This window comes from Mesorhizobium sp. 1M-11 (assembly GCF_001303895.1).
Taxonomy (GTDB): domain Bacteria; phylum Pseudomonadota; class Alphaproteobacteria; order Rhizobiales; family Rhizobiaceae; genus Mesorhizobium.
In genome coordinates, this window is sequence record NZ_LJSD01000016.1 from 25,054 (window position 1) to 51,987 (window position 26,934).

Below are 26,934 nucleotides of genomic sequence, written 5' to 3' on the forward strand. Positions count from 1 at the left end.
GACAAAAACAAGCGGTCCTGACTGAACCTCGCAATCGCGAAGGTGGCCAGGGAGCCGGACGAGATATGAAAACGGGCGCCTGAGGCGCCCGTTTCAGTTCACAACGTTTAAGCAACGGCTAGTTCATCGTCGGGATGACGAATTCCGCACCGTCCTTGACGCCGGACGGCCAGCGCGAAGTGACCGTCTTGGTCTTGGTGTAGAAGCGGAATGCATCCGGGCCGTGCTGGTTGAGATCGCCGAAGGACGATGCCTTCCAGCCGCCGAATGTATAATAGGCGATCGGAACCGGGATCGGCACGTTCACGCCGACCATGCCGACCTGCACGCGGCTGGCGAAATCACGCGCGGCATCCCCGTCACGGGTGAAGATGGCGACGCCATTGCCCATCTCGTGGTCGTTGGCGAGCTTGATGGCATCCTCGTAGCGTGGGGCGCGCACCACCGAAAGCACCGGGCCGAAAATCTCTTCCTTGTAGATCGTCATGTCCGGCGTCACTTCGTCGAACAGGCAACCGCCCATATAGTAGCCGTTCTCATAACCCTGCATCTTGAAGCCACGGCCATCGACAACGAGCTTGGCGCCTTCCTTCACGCCGAGGTCGACATAACCCTTGATGCGTTCCAGCGCCTGGCTGGTCACGACCGGGCCGAAATCGGCGGCGGAGTCGGTCGACGGGCCGACCTTCAGGCTCTCGACGCGCGGGATCAGCTTTTCCATAAGCCGGTTGGCGGTGTCGTTGCCGACAGGAACCGCGACCGAGATCGCCATGCAGCGCTCACCGGCCGAACCGTAGCCTGCGCCGATCAGGGCGTCGACGGTCTGGTCCATGTCGGCGTCGGGCATGATGATCATGTGGTTCTTGGCGCCGCCGAAGCACTGCACCCGCTTTCCGGCGGCACAGCCGCGCGAATAGATGTACTGCGCGATCGGCGTCGAGCCGACGAAGCCGATGGCCTTGATGTCCGGGTCGTCGAGGATCGCGTCGACCACTTCCTTGTCGCCGTTGACGACATTGAGGACGCCTTCCGGCAGGCCTGCCTCGATGAACAGTTCCGCGATGCGCAGCGGCACGCCCGGGTCACGCTCGGATGGTTTCAAAATGAAGGCATTGCCGCAGGCGATCGCCGGCGCGATCTTCCACAGCGGGATCATGGCCGGGAAGTTGAAGGGAGTGATGCCGGCGACCACGCCGAGCGGCTGGCGCATCGAATAAACGTCGATGCCGGGGCCGGCGCCGTCGGTGAACTCGCCCTTCATCATGTGTGGGGCGCCGATGCAGACCTCGACCACTTCCAGACCACGCTGGATATCGCCTTTGGCGTCGGCGATAGTCTTGCCGTGCTCACGGGCGAGAATGTCGGCGAGCGCGTCATATTCGCGGTTGGCGAGTTCCAGGAACTTCATCAGCACGCGCACACGGCGCTGCGGATTGACCGCGGCCCATTTCACCTGCGCTGCCTTCGCATTCTCGACAGCCGCGCGAAGTTCCGATTTCGAGGCCAGCGCCACGGTTCCGCGCACCGAGCCGTCCATCGGCTGCATCACATCCTGTTTGCGCCCGCTGGTGCCGGCGACGCGCTTGCCACCGATGAAATGACCGTAGTCGATCATGGTTCTCTCCCTGGATTTTGATGAGGCCATTGTCCGCCTTTAAGCACGGGAACGCAACGCGAGGGAAATCGCAGCCGTTGTGCAAGAATTGTATATCGGCCTGGACACAAGCATTAAACGGCGCAAAGATAACGCCGACTTTTCTTTCCTCACCACCAGGAAGTCGCGGCCGCCATGGAGATATCATGAACTGGGATGACGTGCGTATTTTCCTCGCCGTTGCCCGCTCCGGCCAGATCCTGGGCGCGGCCAAGCGCCTGGAACTGAACCACGCCACGGTCTCCCGGCGCATCGCTACCCTTGAGGAGGCCTTGCGCACCAAACTGTTTCGCCGGCTTACCACCGGTTCCGAACTGACACCGGCGGGCGAACGGTTTCTCGACATTGCCGAGCGCATGGAGGCCGAGATGATCGCCGCCCGCTCGACGGTTGCCGGCGAAGGCGACGATATTTCCGGCACAGTGCGCATCGGCGCGCCGGACGGTTTCGGCGTCGCCTATCTCGCGCCGCGGCTCGGCGCGCTGACGGCCCTGCACCGGGAACTCACGGTGCAGCTCGTGCCGGTGCCCCGTTCCTTTTCCCTGTCCCGCCGCGAGGCCGATATTGCGATCACGGTGGAGCGACCGACGGAAGGCCGGCTCGTCGCCGGCAAGCTGGTCGACTATACGCTCGGCCTCTACGCCTCGCGCATCTATGCCGAAAAAAATGGCCTGCCTCGGAGCCGGGAAGAGCTGAAAAATCACCCTCTGATCGGCTACGTCCCGGACCTGATTGTCAGCCAGTCGCTCGACTATGCCGCCGAATTCAGCCACGACTGGCATTCCACCTTCGCCATATCCTCCGCCATGGGTCAGGCCGAGGCCGTGCGCTCCGGCGCCGGTGTCGGCATCCTGCATACCTTTGTCGCCCGCTCGATGCCGGAACTGGTGCCGGTGGAAGCAGCTCCCCCCATCCGCCGCGCCTATTGGCTGGTCTATCATGAGAGCGTGCGCCAGCTACGGCGCATCCAGGTCGTCGCGTCTTTCATCGCAGGGCTTGTCGAAAAGGACCGCGCCCTGTTTCTTTGAACCGACCGAGATCTCGGGAGAGAACCTTGTTGTCACGGCCCTATGTGGAACTGCTGCGCCAGGCCCAACGCGCGTCGAGACGACCCGACGAGGCGGAAGATCTCCTGCAGGCGGTGCTGCTCTCGGCAATCGAGGCCGGCCGTTCGGATCTTTCCTGTCCCGACAACCGCCGATGGCTGCAAGGCGCCATCCACAAGCGGGCGGCATTCGAAGCCCGCACCGCCGTCAGACGGAGACAGCGCGAAACGCGTTGGCAAGCCGAGCCGGCGACATCCGTTGTGCGCGAGGATATGCCCAGGGCTTTTGTCGCTGCGCTGCCCGCAGCACTCAGAACCACCGCGCTTCTGGTGCTGACCGGCCATACGCGCCAGGAAATCATGTGGCTGCTGCGCCTGTCGGATCCTGCCCTGCGGCAACGCATCGCCGAGATCAGGCGACGTTGGCGCGATACAGGCGGAAACCGGCTCGAGGAAATCCCCGGCCTCGGCGGCACGCTGCATTTCGGCAGCATCCGCCGCGCTTTGCTCGGACCGGCGCGACGCGACGGGGTGCTTCTCGCCAGCCATGATCCCGACGGCCATCTTTTTTTGGTGAACATCCCCTCACGAATACAGGCGGCACGGCAACAGAGCGAACGCAGACCCTCAACTCAGGAGTAGACATCCCGTGTTTCGCAACAGAAAGCTTGGCACCATCTGCTATTTCGTTTCCGACATCAGCCGCACCGAAGCCTTCTATCGCGATGTTCTTGGCCTTGAAGTCCAGAACATGGGCGATGCTGGCGACGGCCACGAATGGCTGATGGCGCAGACCATCAACGGCATCGAACTGATTTTCTTCCAGCAGGAATCGCGGCCCGGCAATTCGCCCATCATCGTCTTCGAGATCGCCGAAGGCGGTATCGACGATGTCGTCGCCGGTCTGGCGGAAAAGGGCGTGACCATCGTCACGCCGGTCAGCCATGCCCCCGGAGGATGGTCGGCGGAAGTCGCCGATCCGGACGGCCACCAGATCTCGATGTACCAGTCGGAAGACCAGCCGCGTTCGCTGAAGAAATAATCTTCAACGTCGCCAGATCAATGCGCTAGAACACCGTCGGCGCATTGCTTCAGGCATAGCGGGATATGCCGAGTTCGCCGACGTCGATGTCCGGCTTCTTGCCCGACACGATGTCGGCCAGAACCCGTCCCGAACCGCAGGCCATCGTCCAGCCCAGCGTGCCGTGGCCGGTGGACAGGAAAAGATTGTCGTAGCGCGTCTTGCCGATGATCGGCGGGCCGTCAGGTGTCATCGGCCTGAGCCCGCACCAGAAGCTGGCCTTCGAAACGTCGCCGCCGCGCGGGAACAGATCGGTGACGGAATGTTCGAGCGTCGCCCGCCGAGCGGGACGCAAGGCCAGATCGTAACCGGAAATCTCGGCCGTGCCGCCGACGCGGATACGATCGCCGAGACGCGTGATCGCCACCTTGTAGGTTTCGTCCATGACGGTCGATTCCGGCGCACCGGCCGCTTCGGTGATCGGCACGGTGATCGAATAACCCTTGATCGGATAGACCGGGATCGAAAGCCCGAGCGGCTTCAGCATGACGGGCGAATAGCTGCCGAGCGCGCAGATATAGGCGTCCGCCGTCAGCAACCCTTCGCTGGTGTCGACACCGGCGATGCGGCCGCCTTCGGTGGCAATGCCCTTGATCGAGGTGTTGAAGCGGAAGGTCACACCACGCTTGGCTGCGTGTTCGGCCAGCCGCTCGGTGAACATCTTGCAGTCGCCTGTTTCGTCGCCCGGCAGGCGAAGGCCGCCGACGAACTTGCCCTTGACGTTGGCAAGCGCCGGCTCCGCGCCGATGCAGCCGGACGGATCGAGCACTTCGTAGGGCACGCCGAACTGCTTCAGTACCTCGATGTCGCCGGCGGTTCCGTCGAGCTGCTTCTGGTTGCGGAAAAGTTGCAAGGTGCCCTTGGCGCGATCGTCATACTGGATGCCGATTTCGGCGCGCAGAGCCTTCAGGCAATCGCGGCTGTATTCTGCGATCGGCACCATGCGCGCCTTGTTCACCGCGTAACGCGCCTCGGTGCAGTTGCGCAGCATCTTCAGCACCCAGGACACCATGGCCGGATCGACCTTGGGGCGGATGACCAGCGGCCCGAAATGCATCAAGAGCCATTTGATCGCCTTGACCGGAACGCCGGGGCCCGCCCAGGGCGAAGAATAGCCCGGCGAAACCTCGCCGGCATTGCCGAAGCTGGTTTCCAGTGCCGGACCGGCCTGGCGGTCCACCACCGTCACCTCATGGCCGGCTTCCGCCAGATAGTAGGCGGCGGTCACCCCGATCACGCCGCTGCCAAGCACCAGAATTCTCATAAGTCCCGCTCCTAGAGCACGATCCCGAAAAGCTGCAGACTTTTCGAACGCAACTTCAAAACCGGAGCGCCCTTCCCGCATCGAACGTACGAGCGGCGCTCCAACCACCCAATCACGCTGCCGTTGGGCCGCCTGGGTCGTCATCGGCCCCTGTCTGCCGGATTTTCGTCTCCACGCCAAGTGGTGGCACAATGCTATTGGCACTGTAGACCAGTCGGAGTGCAGGCCGCACTTGCCGGGCGATACTGGCACGGCGCGCTGCTTCCGGCTGGAACAGCACTTTCACCACCCGGATCGGCTCGGTCTCGCCACCCGACCGCTCGACGAGACCTGCTTCGCCCTCCGCCATGCCAAGCAGCGAAAGCCCCCATGGCGTTGTCACCGGGAGGCTACCGCCCACAACGCCGCGCACCTCGTTCTGGATTACGGTTCGCGTCTCCGCCGGATTGGCACCGATGCGGAACGTGACGCGGCTGTTGATGGTCACGATATCGGGATCGACGGAATCGATCAGCACCACGCTGGCATTGGCAAGTTTCTTTTCCAGCAGCGGGGCGAGCGGATCGCCCAGCGCACGCCGGCGTTCCAGCATCGTTTCCAGGATTGCGAAATCCTTGGTGGTAAGGCGGCAGGTCCTGTTCATGCCCGTGCCTCGCCTCGATCCGCATGCGGCGGTTCGACAGCGACAATGTCGAGCACCATCTCGCGGCCGTCGCGCGTCGTCCATCGAACGCAGTGGCCAACCTCGGCGCCGATTAGCGCCGTGCCCAGCGGCGTAAGCACGGAAATCCGTTGCGCGGCGATGTCTGCCTCGGCCGGATACACCAGCATCATCCGCTGTTCGGCGCCGTCACCGTTCCGCGCGATGACCGTGGACCCCATGCGCACGATGGTGTCCGGCAAAGTGCCGGGAGCGGCCACGGTCGCGCGATCCATCTCGGAAAGTAGCTCTTCGGCAGTATCGGGCAAGCGGTCGAGAGAGGCCCGCGCCAGGCCGGTCAAGCGGCCGTGGTCACTGGCAGTCACCAATATGGTATCGGGCGGACGAACCTTGATTGATCTTTGCATGGTGAAACCTTTCATGTTGATGGCGCATCGAAACGATGCGCAGCCGGCCGCACGCATGGCGGCCTTGAATCGAGCCGGCGCGCGACGCTCTAAGTCGCCGTCGGCTCGAAATTCATGTCTGTTCTTGAAAAAAGCCCCGGTACGAACGGACGCACAAAGGCATCCGCGCCGGGGCTACGCTCCCGCGATAGGGCAGATCCTGAAACAGGTCCGGTTATGGGCAAAAGTGCTCATGCGGCGAGCCTTGCCGACCCGGCACGGCTTGTCAAGCATGGCAAGGCCGCTCAACCGCCCAGGTAGCGCCGATGGAAACGATGGCCAAGGCTGGTCAGAACCTCGTAACCGATCGTGCCCGCGACATCCGCCACGGTGTCGAGCGGATGTGACGGACCGATGAGTTCGACAAGATCGCCCTCCTTGAGGCGTCCTTCGGACAGCGCAGAGATGTCGAGGATGATCGAATCCATCGATACCCTGCCGATGAACGGCAATTCGGCACCGTCGAAAAAGGCAGCCGCCGAGGTGCGGCGATGCCAGCCGTCGGCATAACCCAGGGCGATCGTCGCCGTCCGAAGGGGACCTGCAGCGTGAAAAGTGTGACCGTAACCGACCCCTGCGCCGGCATTGATCTGCCTGGTCTGGATCACCTTGGCTTCCAGCTTGACCACCGACTGCATCGGGTTCTTGTGACCCGGTGTCGGGTTGATGCCGTAAAGCGCCGCCCCCGGCCGTGCCAGGTCGTGATGATAGGGCTTGCCGAGGAAGATGCCGGATGAATTGGCGAAGGAAAGCGGTGCCGGTGGCAACATCTTGCGCAACCGTTCGAATTCCAGCCGTTCGGCCTCGTTGGCGCCATGCTCCGGTTCGTCAGCGCAAGCGAGATGACTCATCACCAGCTTGAGCTCGATGCCGTCGAAACCGGATGGGTCAGCCGCCAATGCTTTCACCTCGACCGGCGCCATGCCGATGCGCGACATGCCGCTGTCGACCTGGATCGCCGCCGGCAGCTTCTTGCCAAGTTGACGCGCGAGACCGCGCCAGGCGACAAGTTGCCCGGTGCTGTTGATGACCGGTGTGAGTGCGGCCGCTTCCCCTTGCGCTTCCGATCCGGGCAGCAGGCCGTGCAGAACAAAAATGGTTGGCGCGGCACCAAGCGCGTCACGCAGCAAGACGCCTTCCCAGAGGTGGGCGACGAAAAAAGTTTCGCAGCCCTCCTTTCGCAAGGCATTCGCCACTTGCGCTGCGCCAAGCCCATAACCGTCGGCTTTGACAACGCCGGCGCAGGCAACGCCATCAAGACGTGCTTTCAGGCGACGGTAGTTTTCGCGAATGGCACCAAGATCGATGGTGAGGATGGCGCCGGCTGCCGCTTCATCGGGCTGGGCAGGCGTATGAGGCGTCGTTCTGGTCAATTCGGGTGGTCTAAAGCGTTTCACCGTTTCATGGAAACGGCGAAACGCTCTATCTCCTTGTTTTTACGCAATTCCGGACGGAAAACCGCTGCACACTTTTCCTGAAATTGCTCTAGCTCCGGAAATCCTGGCGGCATCGACCATCTTCGACCCCGTGCGGCAATACGATTGGTTCCCGCAACGGTTATGCCACCAGATGCCGGAAGGCTGCAACGACCTCTTCGTAGACCTTGCGTTTGAACGGCACGATGAGATTGGGCAGATCGCTCATCGGCTTCCATCCCCAGTCGTCGAATTCCGCGTCATGTCCGCCCGGTGGCGGATTGATCTTGATTTCGCTTTCATCGCCATGGAAACGGAACGCGAACCATTTCTGCGTCTGGCCGCGATAGCGGCCCTTGAAGGCGATCCCGACCAGATCGCGCGGCAGGTCGTAGTTGATCCAGTTCGGAGCCTCGGCAAGAAGATCGAGGCTTCTCATCCCGGTCTCTTCATAGATTTCCCGCTTGGCTGCAACGAGCGGCTCCTCGCCCTTGTCGATGCCTCCTTGCGGCATCTGCCAGAGCTGCGTCGTGCCAGCAAACTCGCTGTCCGGTTCGGCGATGCGATGACCCACCCAGACCAGGCCTTTGCCACTCAGCACCATGACGCCGACACAAGGGCGATAGGGCAACGTTTCGGGATCGACCAGTTTTTTCTTTGCCATGCTCACTTCCGTTCGGGATCAGTCGCCACTGCCGAGACCGGCACGATCTCGATGCCGCGCTTCTTGGCTTCGTTCACCCAGGACACAACGGCATCGACGGTGACGTTGAAAGCCGACCCCGTACCGAGGGCATATCCCTTGGCGCGCGCGGTGGCCTCGAGCTCATCGAGTTTCTTCAAGATGGCGCCACGCTCCTGCACGCCATCGATCGCGGTATCGGCGATCGCCAGCGGCACGCCGTCTTTCTTTGCCAGATCGGGCGCGACGCTGCGCGCCGAAGAACCGTCGTCGAGATAACCGATGCCGCGCTTGGCAAGTTCCGCCATCACCGGCCCGAATGCCTCTGGATCGGTGGAGAAGCGAGCGCCCATATAGTTCATCACCGCCGTATAGTTCGTGGTGCGTGACAGCACCCAGCGCAAATTCTTCAGGTTTTCTTCTTCACCGGCATCGACCGTCAGCGTGTTGCGACCCGGATTCACGTTGGGATAATCGAACGGTTCCAGCGGCAATTGCATGACGATCTCATGGCCGCGCCGGCGCGCTTCCTGCATCCAACGGCCGATGCTGTTGCCTTGCGAGGCAAAGGCGAGCGTCACCTCACCCGGCAGCTTGGCGATCGCCGATTGTGTGCCGGTCTGCGACACGGCGAGTCCACCGATGACGATGGCGACGCGAGCCCCACGCGCGCCGGACCAGGGACGAGCATAGACATCAAAGGGTCGCCGCCCATCCGCCGAGCGGATCGGCAGAGGACCGCCTTCGCCGTCTTCGATCAAGGCCTTGTCGGGCAGATGCGCCACCGACAGGTTCTGGCCGACCGCGGAAGCGTCCTGAATGACGATGCCGGCTTGACCGCCCGAGTCGGTCGGCTGAACGTGAATGATCTGCGGTCCGCCGCTCTTCTTCGGCTGCGGTGCGGATTTTGGCGATACTTCGGACGCAGCAGGTATCTGAGTCGCCGTTTCAACCGGCTTCGTTTCCTGAGGCACCGGAGTCGCGACAACCTCGGGCTTGCGAAACGGTTTTTCGCCGAAGGCAATCAGCGCAGAAGCGCCGACAATCGCCAAAACGCCCAAAGCCGCCACCATCTGGCCGCGGCCGAACCGTCGTGCCGAACGCGACGCGGACGCCCGGACAGATTGCCCAAGCGGGCGTTCGATCTCTTTGGTGAAATCAGCCAAGCCGCCAACCCCTGCCGCCTGCGCGGCGCGTTAGTGCGGTTCACCATTTTCAACGAAACGGCGACCCGCTCTATCTCTTTGTTTTGACGCAATCCCGGACGGAAAACCGCGACACACTTTTCCTGGAATTGCTCCCGGCAAGTCCCCGAATCAAAACTGCCGGAACCTTGCGGTTCCGGCAGCATCGCATTGCTGCGTTCAGGCGGCCAGTGTCCTTTGAGAGAACCCGCCGCCAGCTTTACTGGTTCATCACCGCCTTGTCGGGGTTCGGCGGGAAGGCCGGGTCGGTCTTCTCGCCGCGCAGCAGCTGTTCGGCAAAGATCAGCTGCAGGTCGTTCTTCGGATCCGGCGGCACATAGGCGGCCGAGCCGGAGCCCTGCGTGCTCTCTTCCACGCCCTTGATATGGCCCTTCAGATCCGACTCGCCACGGGTCAGGTCGCGACCCTGCAGTTCCGCCGGAACCGGCTGATCGACCTTGATGTCGGGCGAAATGCCCTTGCCCTGGATCGATTTGCCGGACGGCGTGTAGTAGAGCGCCGTCGTCAAGCGAAGCGCGCCATTCTCGCCGAGCGGGATGATGGTCTGCACCGAGCCCTTGCCGAAGGACTGCGTGCCGACGACCGTGGCGCGCTTCATGTCCTGCAGGGCGCCCGCCACGATTTCGGAGGCACTGGCCGAACCGCCATTGATGAGCACCACCAGCGGCTTGCCGTCGATCTCGTCGGTCGTCTTGGTCTTGGCGTCGAAGCGTGTCACGTCCTTGGGATCGCGTCCGCGCGTCGAAACGATCTCGCCCCGCTTCAGGAAAGCATCGGAAACCGACACGGCCTGGTCGAGCAAGCCGCCCGGATTGAGCCGCAAGTCGAGCACGTAGCCCTTCAGCTTGTCCTTCGGCACCTGCTTCTTGACCTCTGCGATGGCGTTCTGCAGATCGTCATAGGTCTTTTCGGTGAAGGAGGTGATCTTCATGTAGCCGATGTCGTTCTCGACCCGGTATTTCACGGCCTTGACCTTGATGATGTCGCGCACCACCGTCACATCGATGGGCTTGTCGGCACCCTGGCGCAGGATGGTCAGCTTGATCGGCGTATTGACCGCGCCGCGCATCTTGTCGACCGCATCGTTGAGCGTCAGGCCACGAACTTCCTCACCGTCGATCTTGGCGATGTAGTCGCCAGCCAGAACGCCGGCCTTGGCTGCAGGCGTATCGTCGATCGGTGTGATGACCTTGACGAGGTCGTTCTCCATCGTGACCTCGATGCCGAGGCCGCCAAACTCGCCCTTGGTCTGAACGCGCATGTCCTGCGCCTGTTCGGAATTCATGTAGGACGAATGCGGGTCGAGCGACGAGAGCATGCCATTGATGGCGTTTTCCACCAGCGACTTGTCATCCGGCGGCGTCACATATTGAGCGCGCACGCGCTCGAAGATGTCGCCGAAGATGGCAAGCTGCTTATAGGTGTCGGAGCCTGCCGCGTTCGCCGCCGAGCTTGGAACCCCATAAACCAGGCTCATGGCAGACGCACCCATCAGCGCGCCGGCAAACAAGAGCGACAATTTCCGCATCATCTTACGTCCTTCCAGAAAATCGCTCCGCCCACCATGGGTTAGGATCGACGGGTTTTCCATCCTTGCGGAACTCGATGTAGAGCTCCAGCGTGGTATTTCCATTCTGCGTTGCCGATGTGCTCGCTACGCGGGCCTCGCCCATGGTTCCGATCGGCTCGCCCGCGAGCACGGCCTGGCCTGCCGCTACATTCAATTTGCTCATTCCCGCCAGAACGACATGATAGCCGTCGCCGGCGTTCAGGATCAAGAGTTGTCCATAGGAACGAAAAGGTCCTGCATAGAGGACACTCCCATCCGCCGGCGCCGTCACGATGGCGCCCGATTGTGTCGCAACCATGTCGCCCAGCATGGCACCGCCGGTCCCGTCGTCGGCGCCGAAACGACGCCGGATCTTGCCGGTCACCGGCAACGACACCTGCCCCTGCATGGCTGAGAACGGCACGGACGAGGCGAGGCGGTTCGCTTCCGGAACGGCGGTTGCGGCTGCCTTCGCATCGGCATCCGCCTGGGCGGCCTCGTTCTGCCTGGCCTTTTCGGCCGCTTTGCGTGTCTTTTCAGCCTCGGCATCGAGGGAGGCGATCAGGTCTTTCAGGCTAGAGGCCTTCGCCGCGAGGTCGCGAGCCTTCTTTTGCTCGTCGACCAGGGCCGTTTCAGTTTCGGACTGCAGTTTTTCCTTCGCCTGCAGCAAGAGGTTGAGCCGCTGCTTCTCAGCCACCTGATCGGTGACGGCGGCGGCCAGTCGAGTACGCTCCGCCTCGATCGAGGTCGTCACCCGCGACAGTTCTTTCAGCTCGGTCACCACGATGTCGGCCCGGTGGCGCAATTCCGGCACCACTGCACCAAGAAGGATCGCACTGCGCACCGAAGACAACGCGTCTTCCGGCTTGACCAGAATGGCCGGAGGCGGATTGAGGCCCATGCGTTGCAATGCACCCAGCACTTCGGCCAACACGTCACGGCGGGCCGCGAGCGATTCGCGCAGCTTTTTCTCCTGCTCCTTCAGGCCGCCGACCTTGCCGCTGATGTCTTCGATATCCTGCCCGAGCTTCTGCTCGGTCTTGGCCGATTGGATAAGTGCGGCCGTGATCGACGCCGAATCCTTCTTCACTGTGGCGATGTCGGCGGCAAGCTTGCTCAGGCGCTCGGCCGAAAGCGTGATCTCCTTGGCCACGCGTTCATATTCGGCCCGGTTCTGATCGGCATCGGGCGCGGTATCCGGCCCATCTTCGGCCTTTGCCGAAAACGACGCAACGAACGCGGCAGCAATCAAGCAGCCGCACACAACGCCGTTTTTCGATCTCATACGCTCAAACATGGAAGCCCGACTGTATTTCCGGCTTCATTAACGAACCATCAACCATAAGTGTTCGCACCGTCCCTCCGCAGGGCTTCTCGAACCGCATTGGGGCGAAAATCGGTCAGGTGGACAGCTATGATCGGTGATAAGGATGGCCGGCAAGGATCGTCGCCGCCCGGTAAAGCTGCTCGCCCAGCATGACCCGCACCAGTTGATGCGGCCAGGTCATCGCCCCCAGCGACACGACCAGATCGGCCTGATCGCGCAACGATTGATCGTGGCCGTCGGCGCCGCCGATCGCTAGGATCACGGCCTTGCGGCCGCCATCGCGGAACAGTCCGATACGACCGGCGAATTCTTCGGAGGAAAAATGCCGTCCCCGTTCGTCGAGCAGAATCAGTGCACCACCCGGCTGTAGCTGGGTCTGCAGTCTCTGACCCTCTTCGCGTCGACGTTCGCTGGCGGTCTGGCCGCGGCTTTCGGCGACTTCCGTGACACCGGAGAATTCAAGACCGATCGCGGGACCGCTCTTGGCGAAACGGTCGAAGTAGCGAGCTGCCAAATCCCTTTCGGGGCCGGCTTTCATCCGACCCACGGCATGTACGATGATCTTCATCCCTGCCTCTAGAGCGTTTCCGTTTTTTCACGGAGACGCGGAAACGCTCTAACTCTTTGTTTCCACGCAATTCCGCACGGAAAACCGCTACGCACTTTTCCTGGAATTGCTCCGCGGAACCTTACGGTTCAGTGGAGGGTCTCTTCTTCAAGGTCGGGTGCCTGCCACATCTTTTCAAGATTGTAGAAGTCACGGACCTCGGGTCGGAAGACGTGCACGATGATATCGCCGGAATCGATCAACACCCAGTCAGCGCTGGCCAGCCCCTCGACGCGCGCATCGCCGTAACCGGCATCCTTGAGCGCTTTGAGGAGATGATCGGCAACCGCCGTGACATGACGGTTCGATCGGCCGGACGCGACAACCATGTAGTCGCCGAGGCTCGATTTTCCCTGAATGTCGATGGAGACGATGTTTTCGGCCTTGGAGTCTTCCAGACTGGCAAGGACTGTCTTGATGGCGCGGGCCGAGGCGTCGATGCCGCCTATCCCGGCCGCCGAAGGCACGATGTCGGCCTTCTTCCGCAGTGCTGTTCTCAGTGTCTTTCCTTTCGCGACAAGAACAACGAAGTCACCAACCAAATCAGGTGACCCCTAATAGATAGGCAGAGTCGCATTGCAGTTTCAAGACAAGCTGGAGTTATTCCAGCAAAAGTGCGAAGCGGTTTTGCGCCCGGAATTACGCAAAAAACAAAGAGTTAGAGCGTTTTCGCGTTTCCGTGAAACCGGAAACGCTCTAACCCACGCTTGTCATAAACGAACCGTCAAACCGCTGATCCATCTTGCAAAACTGCTATTTCTTCGCCGCTTGCCGGATCGCGGTCGATGACAGAAGCGAGCGCGGACCGTGGATGAAGGTCCAGGCCGGCGCCCGCATATGCGCCAGAATGGGAGCATCGCCTTCGTCGATCCGGGCATAGTCGAACGTCTTGGCCACGACGGACGACAGAAAGGACAGGGTCGCTCCCGGCCGGTCGATGACGGCGATCGGGAAGGTCATGGCGATCTGGCGCCAGCGCTGCCATCGGTGGAAGTCGCGCAGCGAATCCGCCCCCATGATCCACACGAAATCGACTCCGGGGTTCTTGGCGCGCACCAGCGCCAGGGTGTCGGCGGTGTAGCGTATGTGGTGGCTTGCTTCGAAAGCCGTCACCTTGATCCGCGGATTCTTGGTGACCTTTTCCGACAATCGGATGCGCTCGGCCAGCGGTGCGAGTTCACGTGTGCTCTTCAGCGGATTCCCCGGCGTGACGATCCACCAGAGCTGATCGAGAGCAAGCCGCCTCAGCGCGATCTCGGCAACAAGAGCATGGCCGGCATGCGGTGGGTTGAACGAGCCCCCGAACAGGCCGACCTGCATGCCTTTTTCCACATAGGGCATGCGCAGATAATGCGAGGCGATCCCTGCTGGCGGCCGCGCCTGGTCAACCTGTTGGCCAATATCAGTCGGGGGTCCGTCGGATCTCAAATTCTGGTCCCCAACCGCCTTACATCGAAAACGCGACCGAAGGTGCTACGACCGCACCTGTCCGTTGCCGCGCACGCGATATTTGAACGAGGTAAGCTGTTCCACGCCGACCGGGCCACGCGCGTGCATCTTGCCGGTGGCGATGCCGATCTCCGCGCCCATGCCGAACTCGCCGCCATCGGCGAATTGCGTCGAGGCGTTGTGCAGCAGGATGGCGGAGTCGATCTCGTTGAAGAAACGCTCCACGGCGGCGGCATCCTCGGCGACGATCGCCTCGGTGTGATGCGACGAGAACGTCTCGATATGGTCGATGGCGCTGCCGACCCCGTCGACCAGCTTCACCGCGATGATGGCGTCGAGATATTCCGTCACCCAGTCGGCGTCCGTTGCCGGCGTGGCATTGGAGAAAGCCTTCAGCACGTCGGCATCGGCATGGATTTCGCAGCCGGCGGCGCGCAAGGCCTCCAGTACCGGAACCAGATGCGTGGACGCTGCGGCCCGGTCGACCAGCAGCGTTTCGGCCGCGCCGCAGATGCCGGTGCGCCGCATCTTGGCATTGACCGCGATCTTCACGGCCATGTCGAGATCGGCCGACTTGTCGATGTAGAGGTGGCAGATGCCTTCCAGATGCGCGAACACCGGAACACGCGCCTCGTTCTGCACGCGTTCGACAAGGCTGCGCCCGCCACGCGGGATGATGACGTCCAGATTGCCGGACAGGCCCTTCAGCATCTCGCCGACAGCGGCGCGATCGGTGGTCGGCACCAGCTGGATCGCGTCTTCAGGCAATCCCGCTGCCTTCAGCCCTTCGACCAGGCAGGTATGGATGGCGGCGGACGAATTGATCGAATCGGATCCGCCACGCAGGACTACTGCATTGCCGGCCTTCAGGCACAGCGCCCCGGCATCCGCCGTCACGTTCGGGCGGCTTTCATAGATGACGCCGATGACGCCGAGCGGCGTGCGCACGCGCTCGATGTGCAGGCCGTTCGGCCGGTCCCACTCGGTGATCGTGTCGCCGACAGGGTCCTTCAGTGCCGCGATCTCGCGAATGCCGTCGCTCATCGCGCCAATACGCGCGGGATTGAGCTTCAGGCGATCCATGAAGGACGGCGAAAGACCTGCTTCCTCGCCATTCGCCACATCGATGGCATTGGCTTCCAGGATTGCCTTTTCGTTGCGCAGGATGGCGTCAGCCATGGCGGAGAGAGCGGCGTTCTTGGCAGCGGTCGAAGCGATGGCGAGCGGTCGCATGGCAGCCCGCGCCTTGCGGCCGATTTCTGCCATGAGCCGAGTGGTATCGCCCGTCTTCCCTTCATGCAGCGTCAGCATGCTCATTCTCCACCTTGCGCGCCGGCTCCACCTTGCACACCAGCATGGCTGACCACCAGATCGTCGCGGTGGATCATTGCCGAACGCGCCTCATAGCCGAGCACCGTTTCGATCTCGGCTGTCTTGAGACCGGCGATTCTTACGGCATCGGCCGCATCATAGGCAACCAGCCCACGCGCAATCTCGCGGCCTTCGGGCGACAGGATAGCCACGGTATCGCCGCGTGCGAAATTGCCGCTCACCAGTTTCACCCCCGCCGGAAGCAACGATTTGCCCGACATCAGCGCGCCGATGGCGCCGGCGTCGACAGTCAGTCGCCCCGCCGGTTCCAACTGGCCGGCGATCCAGGTCTTGTAGCCTTTCACCGGCGTCGGGCTCGGCTTGAAGAAGGTGGCGCGCTCGCCACGCTCGATCGCCATCAGCGGCGACAGGCGCGTGCCCGCGGTGATCACCATGGCGGTACCAGCCGCGTTGGCGATCTTGCCAGCATCGAGCTTGGTGCGCATGCCGCCGCGCGACAATTCTGAAGCCGCGGCACCCGCCATTGCCTCGATATCAGGCGTGATGCGCTCGACAACCGGAATGAACTGGGCATTCGGGTCGCGCGCCGGCGGCGCCGTATAAAGCCCGTCAATGTCGGAAAGCAGCACCAGAAGGTCCGCGCCCATCATCGTGGCGACACGCGCCGCCAGGCGATCATTGTCGCCATAGCGGATTTCGGACGTCGCCACCGTGTCGTTCTCGTTGATGACAGGCACGGCCTTCATCTTGAGCAATGTCGAGATGGTGGCGCGCGCGTTGAGATAGCGCCGGCGCTCTTCCGTATCGCCCAAAGTGAGCAGGATCTGGCCGGATTTCAAACCATGACCGCCCAAGGCATCCGACCATGCGCCGGCCAATGCGATCTGCCCGACAGCGGCAGCCGCCTGGCTTTCTTCCAGTTTCAAGGCCCGCTTGCCAAGCCCCAGTATGGTGCGTCCGAGTGCAATGGCGCCCGACGATACGACAAGGACTTCCGCGCCGCCGGCAGCCAGCGTGCCGACATCCTGCGCCAGCGACGCCAGCCATTCGCGTTTCAACCCGGTCGTGCGGTCGACCAGCAGCGCCGAACCGATCTTGACCGTGATACGGCGGTATTTCTTCAGAGACTGCACGGACATTTCCTACTGTTCCCAGCGCGTCTCGACCCTTGCCGGCACAGCATCGCGCGCTTCGGCCACCACGGCCATCAGCGCGCGCAGCACCGCCTCGACACCTTCGCCGGTGACCGCCGAAACCAGCAGCGGTGCGCGGCCGGCGGCGCGTTTCAGCGAAGCCAGCTTCTTCTTGCGTGCATCCTCATCCAGCGTGTCGGCCTGGGAGAGCGCGACGATCTCGACCTTGTCCTCCAGCCCGTTACCGTAGGCCTCCAGTTCCTTGCGCACGGTCTTGTAGGCCTTGCCCGGGTTTTCCTCCTGCGCGGAAACCAGATGCAGCAGCACGCGCGTGCGCTCGACATGGCCGAGGAAACGGTCGCCGATGCCGACCCCTTCATGCGCACCCTCGATCAGGCCGGGAATGTCGGCCAGCACGAATTCACGCGCGTCGATGCGCGCGACGCCAAGGCCCGGGTGGAGCGTGGTGAATGGATAATCGGCGATCTTCGGCTTTGCAGCCGTCACCGCCGCCAGGAAGGTTGATTTGCCGGCATTCGGCAGGCCGACCAGCCCGGCATCGGCGATCAGCTTGAGCCGCAGCCAGATCGTCAGCTCTTCGCCCGGCAGGCCGGGATTGGCGCGCCGCGGCGCCTGATTGGTCGAGGTCTTGAAATGCTGGTTGCCGAAACCGCCATTGCCGCCGGCAGCCAGGCGGAAACGCTGTCCCTCTTCGGTCAGATCGCAGATCAGCGTCTCATTGTCCTCGGCATAGATCTGCGTGCCGGCCGGCACTTTCAGCGTCACGTCGGCGCCTTTGGCGCCGGTGCGGTTGCGGCCCATGCCATGCACGCCGGTCTTGGCGCGGAAATGCTGCTGATAGCGATAGTCGATCAGCGTGTTCAGCCCGTTGACGACCTCGACCCAGACATCGCCGCCGCGACCGCCGTCGCCGCCATCCGGTCCGCCGAATTCGATGAACTTCTCGCGCCGGAACGAGACGGCACCGGCTCCGCCATCGCCGGAGCGGATATAGACCTTGGCTTGATCGAGGAATTTCATCGGACGACGCGATTTCTGTTGCTATGGAGTTTCACGAACCCGTCTGCTCTAAACTATGGAAAGCGCTAGAGCGAGAGCGGGCATGGCCGATTTTGCGGCCGGAGGCGGGAGAGTTCGTTTGAGGATCGTCACTTACAACATCCAGTACGGCATTGGCCTCGACGGCGGCTACAACCTCGCCCGCATCGCCGATGCCGTGCGTGGCGCCGATGTCATCGCCCTGCAGGAAGTCTCGCGCAACAACCCGCGCAACGGCGGACACGACATGGTTGCCGCGATCAGCGAAGCGTTGCCTGATTATTTTGCCGTCTATGGCTCGAATTTCGAGGCGAATATCGGTTCGTCCGTCGTTGACGGCCGCGCTCGCACCATCACCTTCCAGCTCGGCAACATGGTGTTGTCGAAGACACCGATCCATCTGTCGCGCAATCTGCTTCTGCCGCGAAGCCGCTCCGTCGGCACCATGAATTTCCAGCGCGGCGCCATCGAAGCCCTCGTTGAGACACCGCTCGGTTTCGTGCGCTTCTATTCGGCCCATCTCGACCATCGCAACCCAATCGAACGCGCCAGGCAGATCCGCTACCTGCGTGACCGTGTGCTCAACTACGCGCTCGAAGGCGGCGGCCTGAGCGGCCTTGGCGAGATCGGCCTGCCGGAACCGCCATGTCCCGAGGCTTTCGTCGTGATGGGCGACTTCAACATGCTGGCCGGTTCGCCCGAATATGTCGAATTCGCCGGCATGCCCGATCATGAATTCGGCCTGCATCTCAGTGCCGATCTTGCCGTCGACGCCGCCGTGCGGCTGGGCGCCGGGGAACCGGACCTCGTCACCTGGGTCGACCCCGACCGTCCCGAGGACGAAAGCCGCCACAAGCGCATCGACTACATCTTCACCAGCGCCTCGCTGGCCGGCGCGCTGAAACGCCTCTGGGTCGACCGCAAAGCCGACGGCTCCGATCATTTGCCCGTCTGGCTCGAACTCGGCTGAGGAGCTAGGCCAACGTTTGCCAGGCATCTCTGTTTGCCTTGTCGATGGTCGCCATGATGACCATATCGAGATAGCGGCCGTCGATGCAGGCCGCATCGCGTTCCACGCCCTCCTGGACGAACCCGACCTTGCGATAGAGGGCGATGGCACGCGCGTTGTCGGCATATGCGGACAGCTCGACGCGTACGATGCCCTGCCGGCGCGCTTCCTCAAGTGTCGTTTCGATCAACTGCTGCCCAAGCCCATGACCGCGATAGGCCGGAATGATTCCCATGCCGAGGGTCCCTCTATGCGCATGAACGGGCCTTTCGTGACGCGAAATATCGCACCAGCCGACGACCTCGTCCTGCACCACAGCCACGAACTGCGGATTGCGCTTCTCGATCATGCCGCGCACGAAGTCGCGCGTGCCCGGCAGCGGCGGCGCTTCCAGGAAGGCGAGATATTTGCGTTCGCGGGCCACCGTATCGAGCGCATGATGGAAGCCCTCGATATGAGCCTCCGCCATTGGCACGATGGTTGGTAAGGTTATGTCGGTCATCGTCTTGCCTATTGCTGTCCGGCGCTGACGACATTCTCCGAATGCCACCAGCCGACCGGTTTACAGCCGCACCCAGCTTCTCAGGCTCGCCCAGGTCCTGCGGTCGAGCCGGTAGCGCTCGACCGGCACCTGGCCGGAGACCATGGAATTCAGCATGCCCTGTCCGGCATACTGGAAGCCGCACTTGTGAATGACCCGGCGCGAGGCCGGATTGATCACCCGGGTCGAGGCATGCAGGACCTGGATCGTCGTGCGGGTGAAGGCGAGATCGACCAGGGCATGCGCGGCCTCGGTGGCGTAGCCACGCTTCCAGTGCGGCTCGCCGATCCAGTAGCCGAGTTCCAGGCCGCGGTCGGTGCTGTTCAGGCCGGCGCAGCCGATGAAGGCCCCGTTCTCGGCAAGCGTCAGCGCGTAGACGATGCCGCCGCGCGGCGCGCGCGCCATGGCCAGGAAGGCGCGGGCCTCCTCGATGCCGTAAGGATGCGGCATGCGGGCGAGCATCTCGGCGACATGGCGGTTGTCGGCAAGCGCCACCAGTTGATCGATATCCGCCTCGCAAGGCGCGCGCATCACCAGGCGCTCGGTGCGCAGCACCGGGTTATCGATCGTGAAGCCTCCGTCGTCCGTGTAGTCCGCTTCGGCAACCATTTTGATAGTCCTCCAGGCACGAGAAAAAGGGGAGATGGTCACCCATCTCCCCTGATCCATTTCCTGGCTTGGCCAGACACCGGTTCCCGAGATGGGGTGCCGGTGTCGTGGTGCGGAACCGGCTACTCCGCGGCCTTAAGAGTCGGGTTTACCGACACGTAGGTTCGGCCATTGGCTTTTTTGTTGAAGGCTACGACGCCGGCTTCCAGCGCAAACAGGGTATGGTCCTTGCCCATGCCGACATTGGTGCCGGCATGCCACTTGGTGCCACGTTGACGAATAATGATGTTGCCTGCGATCACAGCTTCGCTGCCGAACTTCTTCACGCCAAGGCGCTTGGATTCCGAATCGCGACCGTTGCGCGACGAACCGCCAGCTTTCTTGTGTGCCATTTCATTGCTCCTTTGCGCCGCGGGGGCGCCTCAAAACCCTTATGAACGCGTTCGCGTTCCGTTTCAAGCCTGCTCGGGCGACATGGTCGCCCCAGAAGTCTTACTCAGCGGCGTCCTCTGCCTTGGCCTTCTTCGGCGCAGCCTTCTCCTTCTTCGGAGCGGCTTCGGCCTTGGCCTCTGCAGCGGTTTCCGCCTTCACTTCGGCCTTGGCAGCCGCCTTCTTGGAAGGCTTGGCACCAGCGACCAGAATCTCGGAGATGCGCACGGTGGTCTGAAGCTGGCGGTGGCCGATCTTGCGGCGCGAATTCTGCCGACGACGCTTCTTGAAAGCGATGACGGTGCGGTTCTTGCCCTGCTCGACGACTTCGGCGGTAACCACCGCGCCGTCGACGAACGGAGCGCCGATCACGACATTCTCGCCTTCGCCATGCGCCAGAACCTGGCCGATTTCGACGACGTCGCCGACATTGGCCTCGAGCTTCTCGATCTTGAGCACATCGTTGGCGGCAACGCGATACTGCTTGCCGCCCGTTTTGATGACTGCGAACATTTTTTGCCTTTCGCTGTTCGGTCGGCCTTTTTGAACCGCTTGTCCTTATCGGGGCGGTTCGGCCGTCTTTTTGTCAGTCTGCGGGTTCAAAAAACAAGCGGCGCGGAGAATCCCCCACGCCGAATGCGGGCCGTCCATAACCGCAGCTTCGCGGTGAGTCAAGGCAAAGCCCGGCCCGCTTCGCCGAAAAGGGCCGAAATCAGGCCATTTAGGGCCTTGTGTCCCGGCCAAGCAGCCGTTATCTAGTGCGCCGCGCCGGCAAGGCCGACCACGCTGCGGAGAAGTGGCTGAGTGGTTGAAAGCACCGCACTCGAAATGCGGCATACTCGCAAGGGTATCGGGGGTTCGAATCCCTCCTTCTCCGCCATTCAATCTCTTCTTTTTTGGTCTCTCATTATCCGGGCTCGATGGCGAGTTCTCCAAATTAAGTGCGCCTTGAGCAGATGAAGACGGAACCGTATCTTGCAAGCGACTGACGTTTCGCGTGCTGTGGCTGCGGCCAGATCGACCGCTTCGGCGTTGGGCCTCACGGTCGATGATGCGGTTGTTCTTCAGAATTCGAACAAGCTCACCCTGCGCCTTCTGCCCTGCGACACCCTTGCCCGGATCGGGCCTTTGGGGGATCGGGTGCTGCAGTTCGAGGTCGAGCTTGCCGCGCTGCTCTCCGAGACCGGGAGCCCTGCAGCTGCGCTCGAACCTCGCGTTCCGCCGCACGTCTATGAGCGCGATGGTTTCGCGGTCACATTTTGGACCTACCACACGTCTGTGATGCCAGATGTCGCACCGGTCGAGTATGCGCGTTCGCTACGGCGCCTGCACATCGGCATGCGACAGATTGAGATTGCCACGCCACGCTTCACGGATCGGGTCGCGGAGGCAGAGCGACTGCTGGCGAATCATCATCTGACGCCTGAATTGGCCGATGTCGACCGGGAGCTTCTCCGCAGCATGCTGAAGAGCCTCACACAAACGATCATCGATTGCGCCGCCGCGGAGCAATTGCTGCACGGCGAACCACATCCGGGCAATGTGCTCAGCACCAGGTTCGGGCCGCTGTTCATCGACCTTGAGACATGTTGCCGTGGGCCGGTGGAGTTCGACCTGGCTCATGTGCCTGATGCGGTCATCGAGCATTATCCGGACGTCGATCAGACGTTGCTGAGCGCGTGCCGCACTCTCGTACTCGTGATGGTCGCAGCGTGGCGGTGGGACGCGGGCGACCAGTTTCCAAACGGCCGGCACTGGGCTGGACAACTCATCCGCACCCTACGCGAGGGTCCACCATGGCCGTCGCTCGATGCAATGACACGGCGCCTCGCCGGCGAGTCGCGAGATCAGGCAGGAGCGTAGGTCAACCGGATCACGTCCTCGCCGATCCGATCATGCGCGATGAGGCGGAGCGGCGGCCGGGGTCCGGCGAAGTATGGCGTGCCGTGACCAAGCACGACGGGATGCAGGTAGATTCGATACTCATCGATCAGGTTAAGTTCGGTGAGGCTGCGCGCCAGGTCCGGGCCGGCAACTTCGATCTCGCCGTCATGCGCGGCCTTGATCTGCCGAATCGCGTCCTCAAGATCACCGTCGACAAGTCGGGCGCTGGGACCGACAGACTTCAGCGAGCGCGAGACGACCCATTTCGGCTGGTTCCGCCACGCCGCGGCGTAAGCCTGTCGGTCCGCATCCCACTCAGGATGGTCGTCGTCCCAGTAAGACATGATTTCATACATGCGGCGACCGTAGATACTGCCGGCCTGCCCCTGAGCCTCCTCGATGAAGTGGCGGAAAAGCGCGGGACTTGGCCCAAACGCCATGTGGTCAACGTAGCCGTCCAGCGACTGGTTCATTCCGAACACGAGCTTGGCCATGCCACTTCCTTCCCACGCAGCGTTGCCCCACATCCGATTGCATTGTGCAATCAGAAATGAGGCAAATCAACTGATCTGATTTAGAACGCGCGGAACGGCTCTACGCTCGGGCTGAGAATCCGCTGGAGCCTGATCATAGTCTCTTGAAAACGGACCCATGCGGGTCGGCGGCACGACGAACCTTCGTCATGCGACGGCTGATCCATCCTCCGTTGTCTTGAGCCCCTCGAAGCCGACTATGAGCTGCTGCACGCGCTTGTTCAGTGTGGCGATGCTCTCGGACGTATTCTGGAGCTCCCGCAGCAGTTGCGCGGAGTCGTGAACATGTTCCCGTGGCTCACTTCCGATGCCGGTGAGAAGCCAGATCGGGCTGACGCCCAGGATACCGGCCATCGTGGTCAATCGGTTGGCCCGCAATTCGGCGCGATCGCGTTCCCACGCACTCCAGCTCGAGGTCAGGACGCCGAGCGCCTGCGCGGCCTGTGCGACGGAAAGCCCCGCGAACTCGCGCGCGAGCGATATCCGTCCGCCCAGCGTGTCGGCGGAAGGGTCGATTGTATGATGATGGATCACGATTTCCGGTCTCCTTTTGAGAAAGGCTGCCCACAGGCCAGCTTCAGCTCTCGGGCAAGGGTGACGGCGGCGAGCGCCGCCGTCGGAGAAGCAGTCGAGGTCGTTTCTGGATCACCAGAAAGCCTGCGACCTCATCCTTCAACCCACTTCTTCACCTGGTCGGGATGATCGGCGATGTATTTGTCGACCGCCTTTTCGTAGGAGGTTTCCTGGGCATCGAACATCGCCGCCTCGAGTTCGGGGATCGGCAGGTTCATGCGCGAAAGCAGTTCCGCGACCTTGGGGTTGTCCTCCTTGAACCCCTTGCGGGCGAGGATGTCGATATGTTCGGCCTTGCCGAGCGAGCCCTTGGGATCTTCGATGTAACGCAGCTTGTATTTGCCGAACATCCAGTGCGGGCTCCAGGCCGTGGCGACGAACCACTTCTCGGAACGCATGGCGCGGTCGACCGTGGTCAGCATGCCGGCCTCGCTGGAGATCTTCAGCTTGTAGTCCAGGCCATAGTCCTTGACCGCCTGCTCGGAAAGCCGCGTCAGGCCGGCACCTGGATCGATGCCTTGCACTTCGCCGCCGAGCTTCTCCTTCACCTCGTCCTTCTTCAGGTCCTCGATCGAGCTGATCTCGCTTTCGGGAATATACTGCGGAACGACCCAGCCCAGTTTCGCGCCGTCATAGATGGTGCCGAGCGTCTCCACCTTGGATTCCACGCGCTTGAAGTAGTCGGCATGGGTTTCGGGCAGCCAGGCCATCATCATGGCGTCGATGTCGCCGCGGCTGACACCCTGGTAGAGCGGAGCGACATCCGTCTGCACGAGTTCGACTTTCTGGCCGAGCTTGTCCTGGATGAGCTTGGCGGCGAGCTTGGTGACGAATTCAGCGTCCGACCAGGCAGCCCAGCCCAGCTTCACGGGCTTGCCGTCCTGTGCGAAGGCTGCGGTGGTCATGGTGCCGGCAACGAGCGCGGCGAGCCCTATACGTGTCAGTGTTCTGAACATGTTTTCTCCTTCGTATTTTAGAAGTTCAAGCGGCGGCGGAGCGCTGCTCGTCATCAGCCGGAACGTGGTCCGGCGAAGTCGCTTGCTGGCCTCTCTCGGCCTTGCGGAAGACAAGGAATCTCAGAAAGCCCGAGCTGCCCTTGCCGAAGCTCTGGGTGATCCGGTCGAGCACCACGGCCAGGATGACGACGGCCAGCCCGCCTTCGAAGCCGGCGCCCACGTCGAGACGCTGGATGCCCGTCAGCACATGGTTGCCGAGCCCGCCCGCGCCGATCATCGAGGCGATGACGACCATCGACAGCGACAGCATGATCGTCTGGTTCACGCCGGCCATGATCGAGGGCATGGCATTCGGTAACTGCACCTTGAACAGCAACTGCGAGGACGTGCAGCCGAAGGCTAGCCCCGCCTCGATGAACTCGGCATGCACCTGCCGGATGCCGAGATTGGTCAGGCGCACCACAGGGGGCATGGCGAAGATGACCGTGGCGATGGTGCCGGGCACGGCACCCAGACCGAAGAACATCGCAGCCGGGATCAGGTAGACGAAGGCCGGCATCGTCTGCATCAGGTCGAGCACAGGCCGCAGCAGGCCTGCCACCCTGTCGGATCGCGCCATGGCGATGCCGGCCGGGATTCCGACGACGACTGCGATGATGGTGGCTGAAAGCACCAGCGACAACGTCTCCATGGTGCCTTGCCACAGGCCCATGTGATTGACCAGGGCGAGCGCCAGCAATGCGAAGACGGCAAACTTCCATCCCACCCGCCAAAGCGACAGGAGCGTCAGTACGGCGATACCCGCCGCCGGCGGGATACCCACCAGCGCGCCCTGGATGCCGTCGGTAACGAAGCCGATCGCCGTGGCGATCGCGTCCAGCGCAGGGGTGAAGTTATCGAGAATGTAGTTGACGGTGACGTCGGCGCCATGGCCGACACTGAAATCAAAATCCATGTTTCTTCCCTTCGGCTCAACCAGCCCGGTCGAGCGTTTCCAGAAGCGCCGACTTGCTGATGGAACCGACATAGCGGCCATGCTCGTCGACCACTGGAACGGGCCAGCGGCTTTCCGCCACGCGACCCAGCACGTTGGACAGGGGTTCGCCGGCAGGTATGGGCTCCACGTCCTGGAGGAAGGCGTTGCGATAGGGCTCCGCGACCTTGGTCTTGATCTTGTCGATCAGCGCATCCTGGCTGACCATGCCGTGGAATTTCCTGTCGCGGCCGACAACGATTGCAACGTCGCGCCCCGACTGTTCCATTTGCTCCAGCGCCGCTGCCACGGAGACGCCCTGCCGATCGATGATGGTCAGTTGCGTCTTGCGGGCGATGTCGCCGGCCTTGAACACCTGCGAGACATCCACATTGCGGAAGAAGGACCGTACATAGTCGTTGGCCGGCCGGGAGACGATCTCGTCCGGCGTGCCGACCTGCACGACCTTGCCATGCTGCATGATGCAGATGCGGTCGCCGATGCGCATGGCCTCGTCGAGGTCGTGGCTGACGAAAATGACCGTGCGATTCTGCTCCGCCTGGAGGCGCATCAGTTCATCCTGCATCTCGGTGCGGATCAACGGATCGAGCGCGGAAAAGGCTTCGTCCATGAGCAGGATGGTCGGCTCGCTGGCCAGCGCCCGCGCCAGGCCGACGCGCTGTTTCATGCCGCCCGAGAGCTCGTCCGGCCTGCTTTTCGCATAAGGCTTCAGTCCGACCGCATTGAGCGCGGCAAGCGCTTTCTCGGTGCGCTCGGCCTCGCCCATGCCAGCGATTTCCAATCCGAAGGCGGCGTTGTTGAGCACATTGCGATTGGGGAGCAAGGCAAACGACTGAAACACCATGCTCATGTCGCGCCGGCGCAGCTCGATCAGCTCGCGCTTCGACATTTTCGTGATGTCGCGACCGTCGATCTCGACAGCACCGGCGGTCGGCTCGATCAAGCGGTTGAGAAGGCGAAGCAACGTCGACTTGCCGGAGCCCGACAGGCCCATGATGACAAAGGTCTCGCCGGCCATGATGTCGAAGCTCGCGTCATCGACGCCAATCGTACAACCGGTGGACGCGTGAATTTCGGATTTGCTGGTGCCCGAACGCGCCATTTCCAGCGCGCGACCGGCGTCTTCTCCGAAAACCTTGTAAACGTTCTTGAGACTTACCTTGATGCCACTTGAGGCATCCGATTTTATTTTTTCATTACTTAATGAAGTGTAAGAAGAAGATGTTGCCATATTGCAAGTCGAAAATCTGCTGCATCAGCAGATAAGCTTTCCTTTTCTGCGAACAATATATCGAGCGTTCTGATTGGCCGGCAAAAATAATCGCCGAGAAGCCTTCCGGGAAACGGAAATGATATTCCAAATCCAAGGTCGCCATATAAGCGCTCTGAGGGAGACTGTCCACCCTCCAGATACCCAAGACACAACCCTAGATAGTATTCCGGCAACTGAAAAAGGACGATGCGGCGCGGAGAAAGACCTCATGCGAACCGCAAAGC

Annotated in this window: 28 protein-coding genes, 1 tRNA gene and 1 pseudogene; 6 read left to right on the top strand and 24 right to left on the bottom strand. The window is 62.2% G+C overall.

The genetic code is table 11. The annotated features are described in order from the left end of the window. Positions 1 to 118 precede the first annotated feature (118 nt). Complete coding sequence (locus AO692_RS09250; protein WP_054309778.1) at positions 119 to 1,615, bottom strand: CoA-acylating methylmalonate-semialdehyde dehydrogenase; 1,497 nt, start codon at positions 1,613 to 1,615, stop codon at positions 119 to 121. Positions 1,616 to 1,800: 185 nt separating this feature from the next. Here AO692_RS09250 and AO692_RS09255 point away from each other — a divergent pair, with 185 nt between their 5' ends. Genes AO692_RS09255 through AO692_RS09265 form a run of 3 tightly spaced genes read left to right on the top strand, consistent with a single transcriptional unit; the run spans position 1,801 to position 3,741 of the window. Continuing rightward, positions 1,801 to 2,682: a LysR family transcriptional regulator gene (locus tag AO692_RS09255; RefSeq protein WP_054309779.1), complete on the top strand. Its 882-nt coding sequence runs from the start codon at positions 1,801 to 1,803 to the stop codon at positions 2,680 to 2,682. A gap of 29 nt (positions 2,683 to 2,711) precedes the next feature. Further along, positions 2,712 to 3,341: a transcriptional regulator gene (locus tag AO692_RS09260; protein WP_200911717.1), complete on the top strand. Its 630-nt coding sequence runs from the start codon at positions 2,712 to 2,714 to the stop codon at positions 3,339 to 3,341. A 7-nt stretch (positions 3,342 to 3,348) separates the two neighbouring features. Then, a complete protein-coding gene (locus AO692_RS09265) occupies positions 3,349 to 3,741 on the top strand; it encodes a VOC family protein (protein WP_054309781.1) in 393 nt (130 codons plus the stop codon). A gap of 49 nt (positions 3,742 to 3,790) precedes the next feature. On the opposite strand, the gene AO692_RS09270 is transcribed toward AO692_RS09265, so the two are convergent. The 14 genes from AO692_RS09270 to obgE all read right to left on the bottom strand — a co-directional run bounded on the left by AO692_RS09270 (position 3,791) and on the right by obgE (position 17,891). Continuing rightward, positions 3,791 to 5,044: a D-amino acid dehydrogenase gene (locus AO692_RS09270; protein ID WP_054309782.1), complete on the bottom strand. Its 1,254-nt coding sequence runs from the start codon at positions 5,042 to 5,044 to the stop codon at positions 3,791 to 3,793. 112 nt (positions 5,045 to 5,156) lie between these two features. Next, the gene (locus tag AO692_RS09275) at positions 5,157 to 5,687 is read right to left on the bottom strand and encodes a hypothetical protein (protein ID WP_054309783.1); all 531 of its coding nucleotides are present in this window, start codon (positions 5,685 to 5,687) and stop codon (positions 5,157 to 5,159) included. Then, the gene (gene rnk / locus AO692_RS09280; RefSeq protein WP_054309841.1) at positions 5,684 to 6,112 is read right to left on the bottom strand and encodes a nucleoside diphosphate kinase regulator; all 429 of its coding nucleotides are present in this window, start codon (positions 6,110 to 6,112) and stop codon (positions 5,684 to 5,686) included. The genes AO692_RS09275 and rnk overlap by 4 nt, the downstream gene beginning before the upstream one ends. A 284-nt stretch (positions 6,113 to 6,396) precedes the next feature. Beyond that, positions 6,397 to 7,524, bottom strand: coding sequence for an alanine racemase (gene alr / locus AO692_RS09285; protein ID WP_054309784.1), 1,128 nt, complete (start codon positions 7,522 to 7,524; stop codon positions 6,397 to 6,399). Positions 7,525 to 7,708: 184 nt separating this feature from the next. Then, positions 7,709 to 8,230 carry an RNA pyrophosphohydrolase gene (locus AO692_RS09290; protein WP_054309785.1) on the bottom strand — a complete coding sequence of 174 codons (522 nt, stop codon included), beginning with the start codon at positions 8,228 to 8,230 and terminating at the stop codon, positions 7,709 to 7,711. 2 nt (positions 8,231 to 8,232) lie between these two features. Beyond that, positions 8,233 to 9,414 carry a divergent polysaccharide deacetylase family protein gene (locus tag AO692_RS09295; protein WP_054309786.1) on the bottom strand — a complete coding sequence of 394 codons (1,182 nt, stop codon included), beginning with the start codon at positions 9,412 to 9,414 and terminating at the stop codon, positions 8,233 to 8,235. 238 nt (positions 9,415 to 9,652) lie between these two features. Next, positions 9,653 to 10,984, bottom strand: coding sequence for a S41 family peptidase (locus AO692_RS09300; RefSeq protein WP_054309787.1), 1,332 nt, complete (start codon positions 10,982 to 10,984; stop codon positions 9,653 to 9,655). A gap of 1 nt (position 10,985) precedes the next feature. Then, a complete protein-coding gene (locus AO692_RS09305; protein ID WP_054309788.1) occupies positions 10,986 to 12,299 on the bottom strand; it encodes a murein hydrolase activator EnvC in 1,314 nt (437 codons plus the stop codon). Positions 12,300 to 12,414: 115 nt separating this feature from the next. After that, entirely contained in the window at positions 12,415 to 12,897 is a 483-nt protein-coding gene (gene rlmH, locus AO692_RS09310; protein WP_054309789.1) for a 23S rRNA (pseudouridine(1915)-N(3))-methyltransferase RlmH, read from the bottom strand. Positions 12,898 to 13,025: 128 nt separating this feature from the next. After that, the gene (gene rsfS / locus AO692_RS09315; RefSeq protein WP_054309842.1) at positions 13,026 to 13,403 is read right to left on the bottom strand and encodes a ribosome silencing factor; all 378 of its coding nucleotides are present in this window, start codon (positions 13,401 to 13,403) and stop codon (positions 13,026 to 13,028) included. 286 nt (positions 13,404 to 13,689) lie between these two features. Next, complete coding sequence (locus AO692_RS09320) at positions 13,690 to 14,277, bottom strand: nicotinate-nucleotide adenylyltransferase (RefSeq protein ID WP_054309790.1); 588 nt, start codon at positions 14,275 to 14,277, stop codon at positions 13,690 to 13,692. 132 nt (positions 14,278 to 14,409) lie between these two features. Beyond that, positions 14,410 to 15,696 carry a glutamate-5-semialdehyde dehydrogenase gene (locus tag AO692_RS09325; protein ID WP_054309791.1) on the bottom strand — a complete coding sequence of 429 codons (1,287 nt, stop codon included), beginning with the start codon at positions 15,694 to 15,696 and terminating at the stop codon, positions 14,410 to 14,412. Positions 15,697 to 15,698: 2 nt separating this feature from the next. Then, positions 15,699 to 16,850, bottom strand: coding sequence for a glutamate 5-kinase (gene proB / locus AO692_RS09330; protein ID WP_152979773.1), 1,152 nt, complete (start codon positions 16,848 to 16,850; stop codon positions 15,699 to 15,701). A 9-nt stretch (positions 16,851 to 16,859) separates the two neighbouring features. After that, complete coding sequence (obgE, locus tag AO692_RS09335; RefSeq protein ID WP_054309793.1) at positions 16,860 to 17,891, bottom strand: GTPase ObgE; 1,032 nt, start codon at positions 17,889 to 17,891, stop codon at positions 16,860 to 16,862. Between the two features lie 118 nt (positions 17,892 to 18,009). Here obgE and AO692_RS09340 point away from each other — a divergent pair, with 118 nt between their 5' ends. Beyond that, complete coding sequence (locus AO692_RS09340) at positions 18,010 to 18,879, top strand: endonuclease/exonuclease/phosphatase family protein (protein ID WP_054309843.1); 870 nt, start codon at positions 18,010 to 18,012, stop codon at positions 18,877 to 18,879. Between the two features lie 4 nt (positions 18,880 to 18,883). Here the strand turns inward: AO692_RS09340 and AO692_RS09345 are convergent, their stop codons facing one another. The 4 genes and pseudogenes from AO692_RS09345 to rplU form a co-directional block, all read right to left on the bottom strand. After that, positions 18,884 to 19,420 carry a GNAT family N-acetyltransferase gene (locus AO692_RS09345; RefSeq protein ID WP_054309794.1) on the bottom strand — a complete coding sequence of 179 codons (537 nt, stop codon included), beginning with the start codon at positions 19,418 to 19,420 and terminating at the stop codon, positions 18,884 to 18,886. A gap of 60 nt (positions 19,421 to 19,480) precedes the next feature. After that, entirely contained in the window at positions 19,481 to 20,068 is a 588-nt protein-coding gene (locus tag AO692_RS09350; RefSeq protein ID WP_054309795.1) for a GNAT family N-acetyltransferase, read from the bottom strand. 122 nt (positions 20,069 to 20,190) lie between these two features. Beyond that, on the bottom strand, positions 20,191 to 20,460 hold the full coding sequence (gene rpmA, locus AO692_RS09355; protein ID WP_054309796.1) for a 50S ribosomal protein L27: 270 nt from the start codon (positions 20,458 to 20,460) through the stop codon (positions 20,191 to 20,193). A 103-nt stretch (positions 20,461 to 20,563) separates the two neighbouring features. Further along, positions 20,564 to 21,010 (bottom strand): annotated as a pseudogene (gene rplU, locus AO692_RS09360) (50S ribosomal protein L21); the annotation flags it as partial. 277 nt (positions 21,011 to 21,287) lie between these two features. Here rplU and AO692_RS09365 point away from each other — a divergent pair. Together AO692_RS09365 and AO692_RS09370 are read left to right on the top strand one after the other, a co-directional pair. Continuing rightward, positions 21,288 to 21,377 (top strand) — tRNA-Ser (locus AO692_RS09365). A gap of 152 nt (positions 21,378 to 21,529) precedes the next feature. Next, complete coding sequence (locus AO692_RS09370) at positions 21,530 to 22,360, top strand: aminoglycoside phosphotransferase family protein (protein ID WP_200911718.1); 831 nt, start codon at positions 21,530 to 21,532, stop codon at positions 22,358 to 22,360. Here the strand turns inward: AO692_RS09370 and AO692_RS09375 are convergent. The 5 genes from AO692_RS09375 to proV all read right to left on the bottom strand — a co-directional run bounded on the left by AO692_RS09375 (position 22,345) and on the right by proV (position 26,626). Further along, positions 22,345 to 22,875: a dihydrofolate reductase family protein gene (locus tag AO692_RS09375; protein WP_054309799.1), complete on the bottom strand. Its 531-nt coding sequence runs from the start codon at positions 22,873 to 22,875 to the stop codon at positions 22,345 to 22,347. The genes AO692_RS09370 and AO692_RS09375 overlap by 16 nt on opposite strands. Before the next feature lie 186 nt (positions 22,876 to 23,061). After that, positions 23,062 to 23,448, bottom strand: coding sequence for a helix-turn-helix domain-containing protein (locus AO692_RS09380; protein ID WP_054309800.1), 387 nt, complete (start codon positions 23,446 to 23,448; stop codon positions 23,062 to 23,064). A 131-nt stretch (positions 23,449 to 23,579) separates the two neighbouring features. After that, positions 23,580 to 24,443: a glycine betaine ABC transporter substrate-binding protein gene (locus AO692_RS09385; protein ID WP_054309801.1), complete on the bottom strand. Its 864-nt coding sequence runs from the start codon at positions 24,441 to 24,443 to the stop codon at positions 23,580 to 23,582. A 25-nt stretch (positions 24,444 to 24,468) separates the two neighbouring features. After that, on the bottom strand, positions 24,469 to 25,398 hold the full coding sequence (locus AO692_RS09390) for a proline/glycine betaine ABC transporter permease (protein ID WP_054309802.1): 930 nt from the start codon (positions 25,396 to 25,398) through the stop codon (positions 24,469 to 24,471). Positions 25,399 to 25,414: 16 nt separating this feature from the next. Next, entirely contained in the window at positions 25,415 to 26,626 is a 1,212-nt protein-coding gene (proV, locus tag AO692_RS09395) for a glycine betaine/L-proline ABC transporter ATP-binding protein ProV (protein ID WP_054309844.1), read from the bottom strand. Between the last annotated feature and the right edge of the window lie 308 nt (positions 26,627 to 26,934).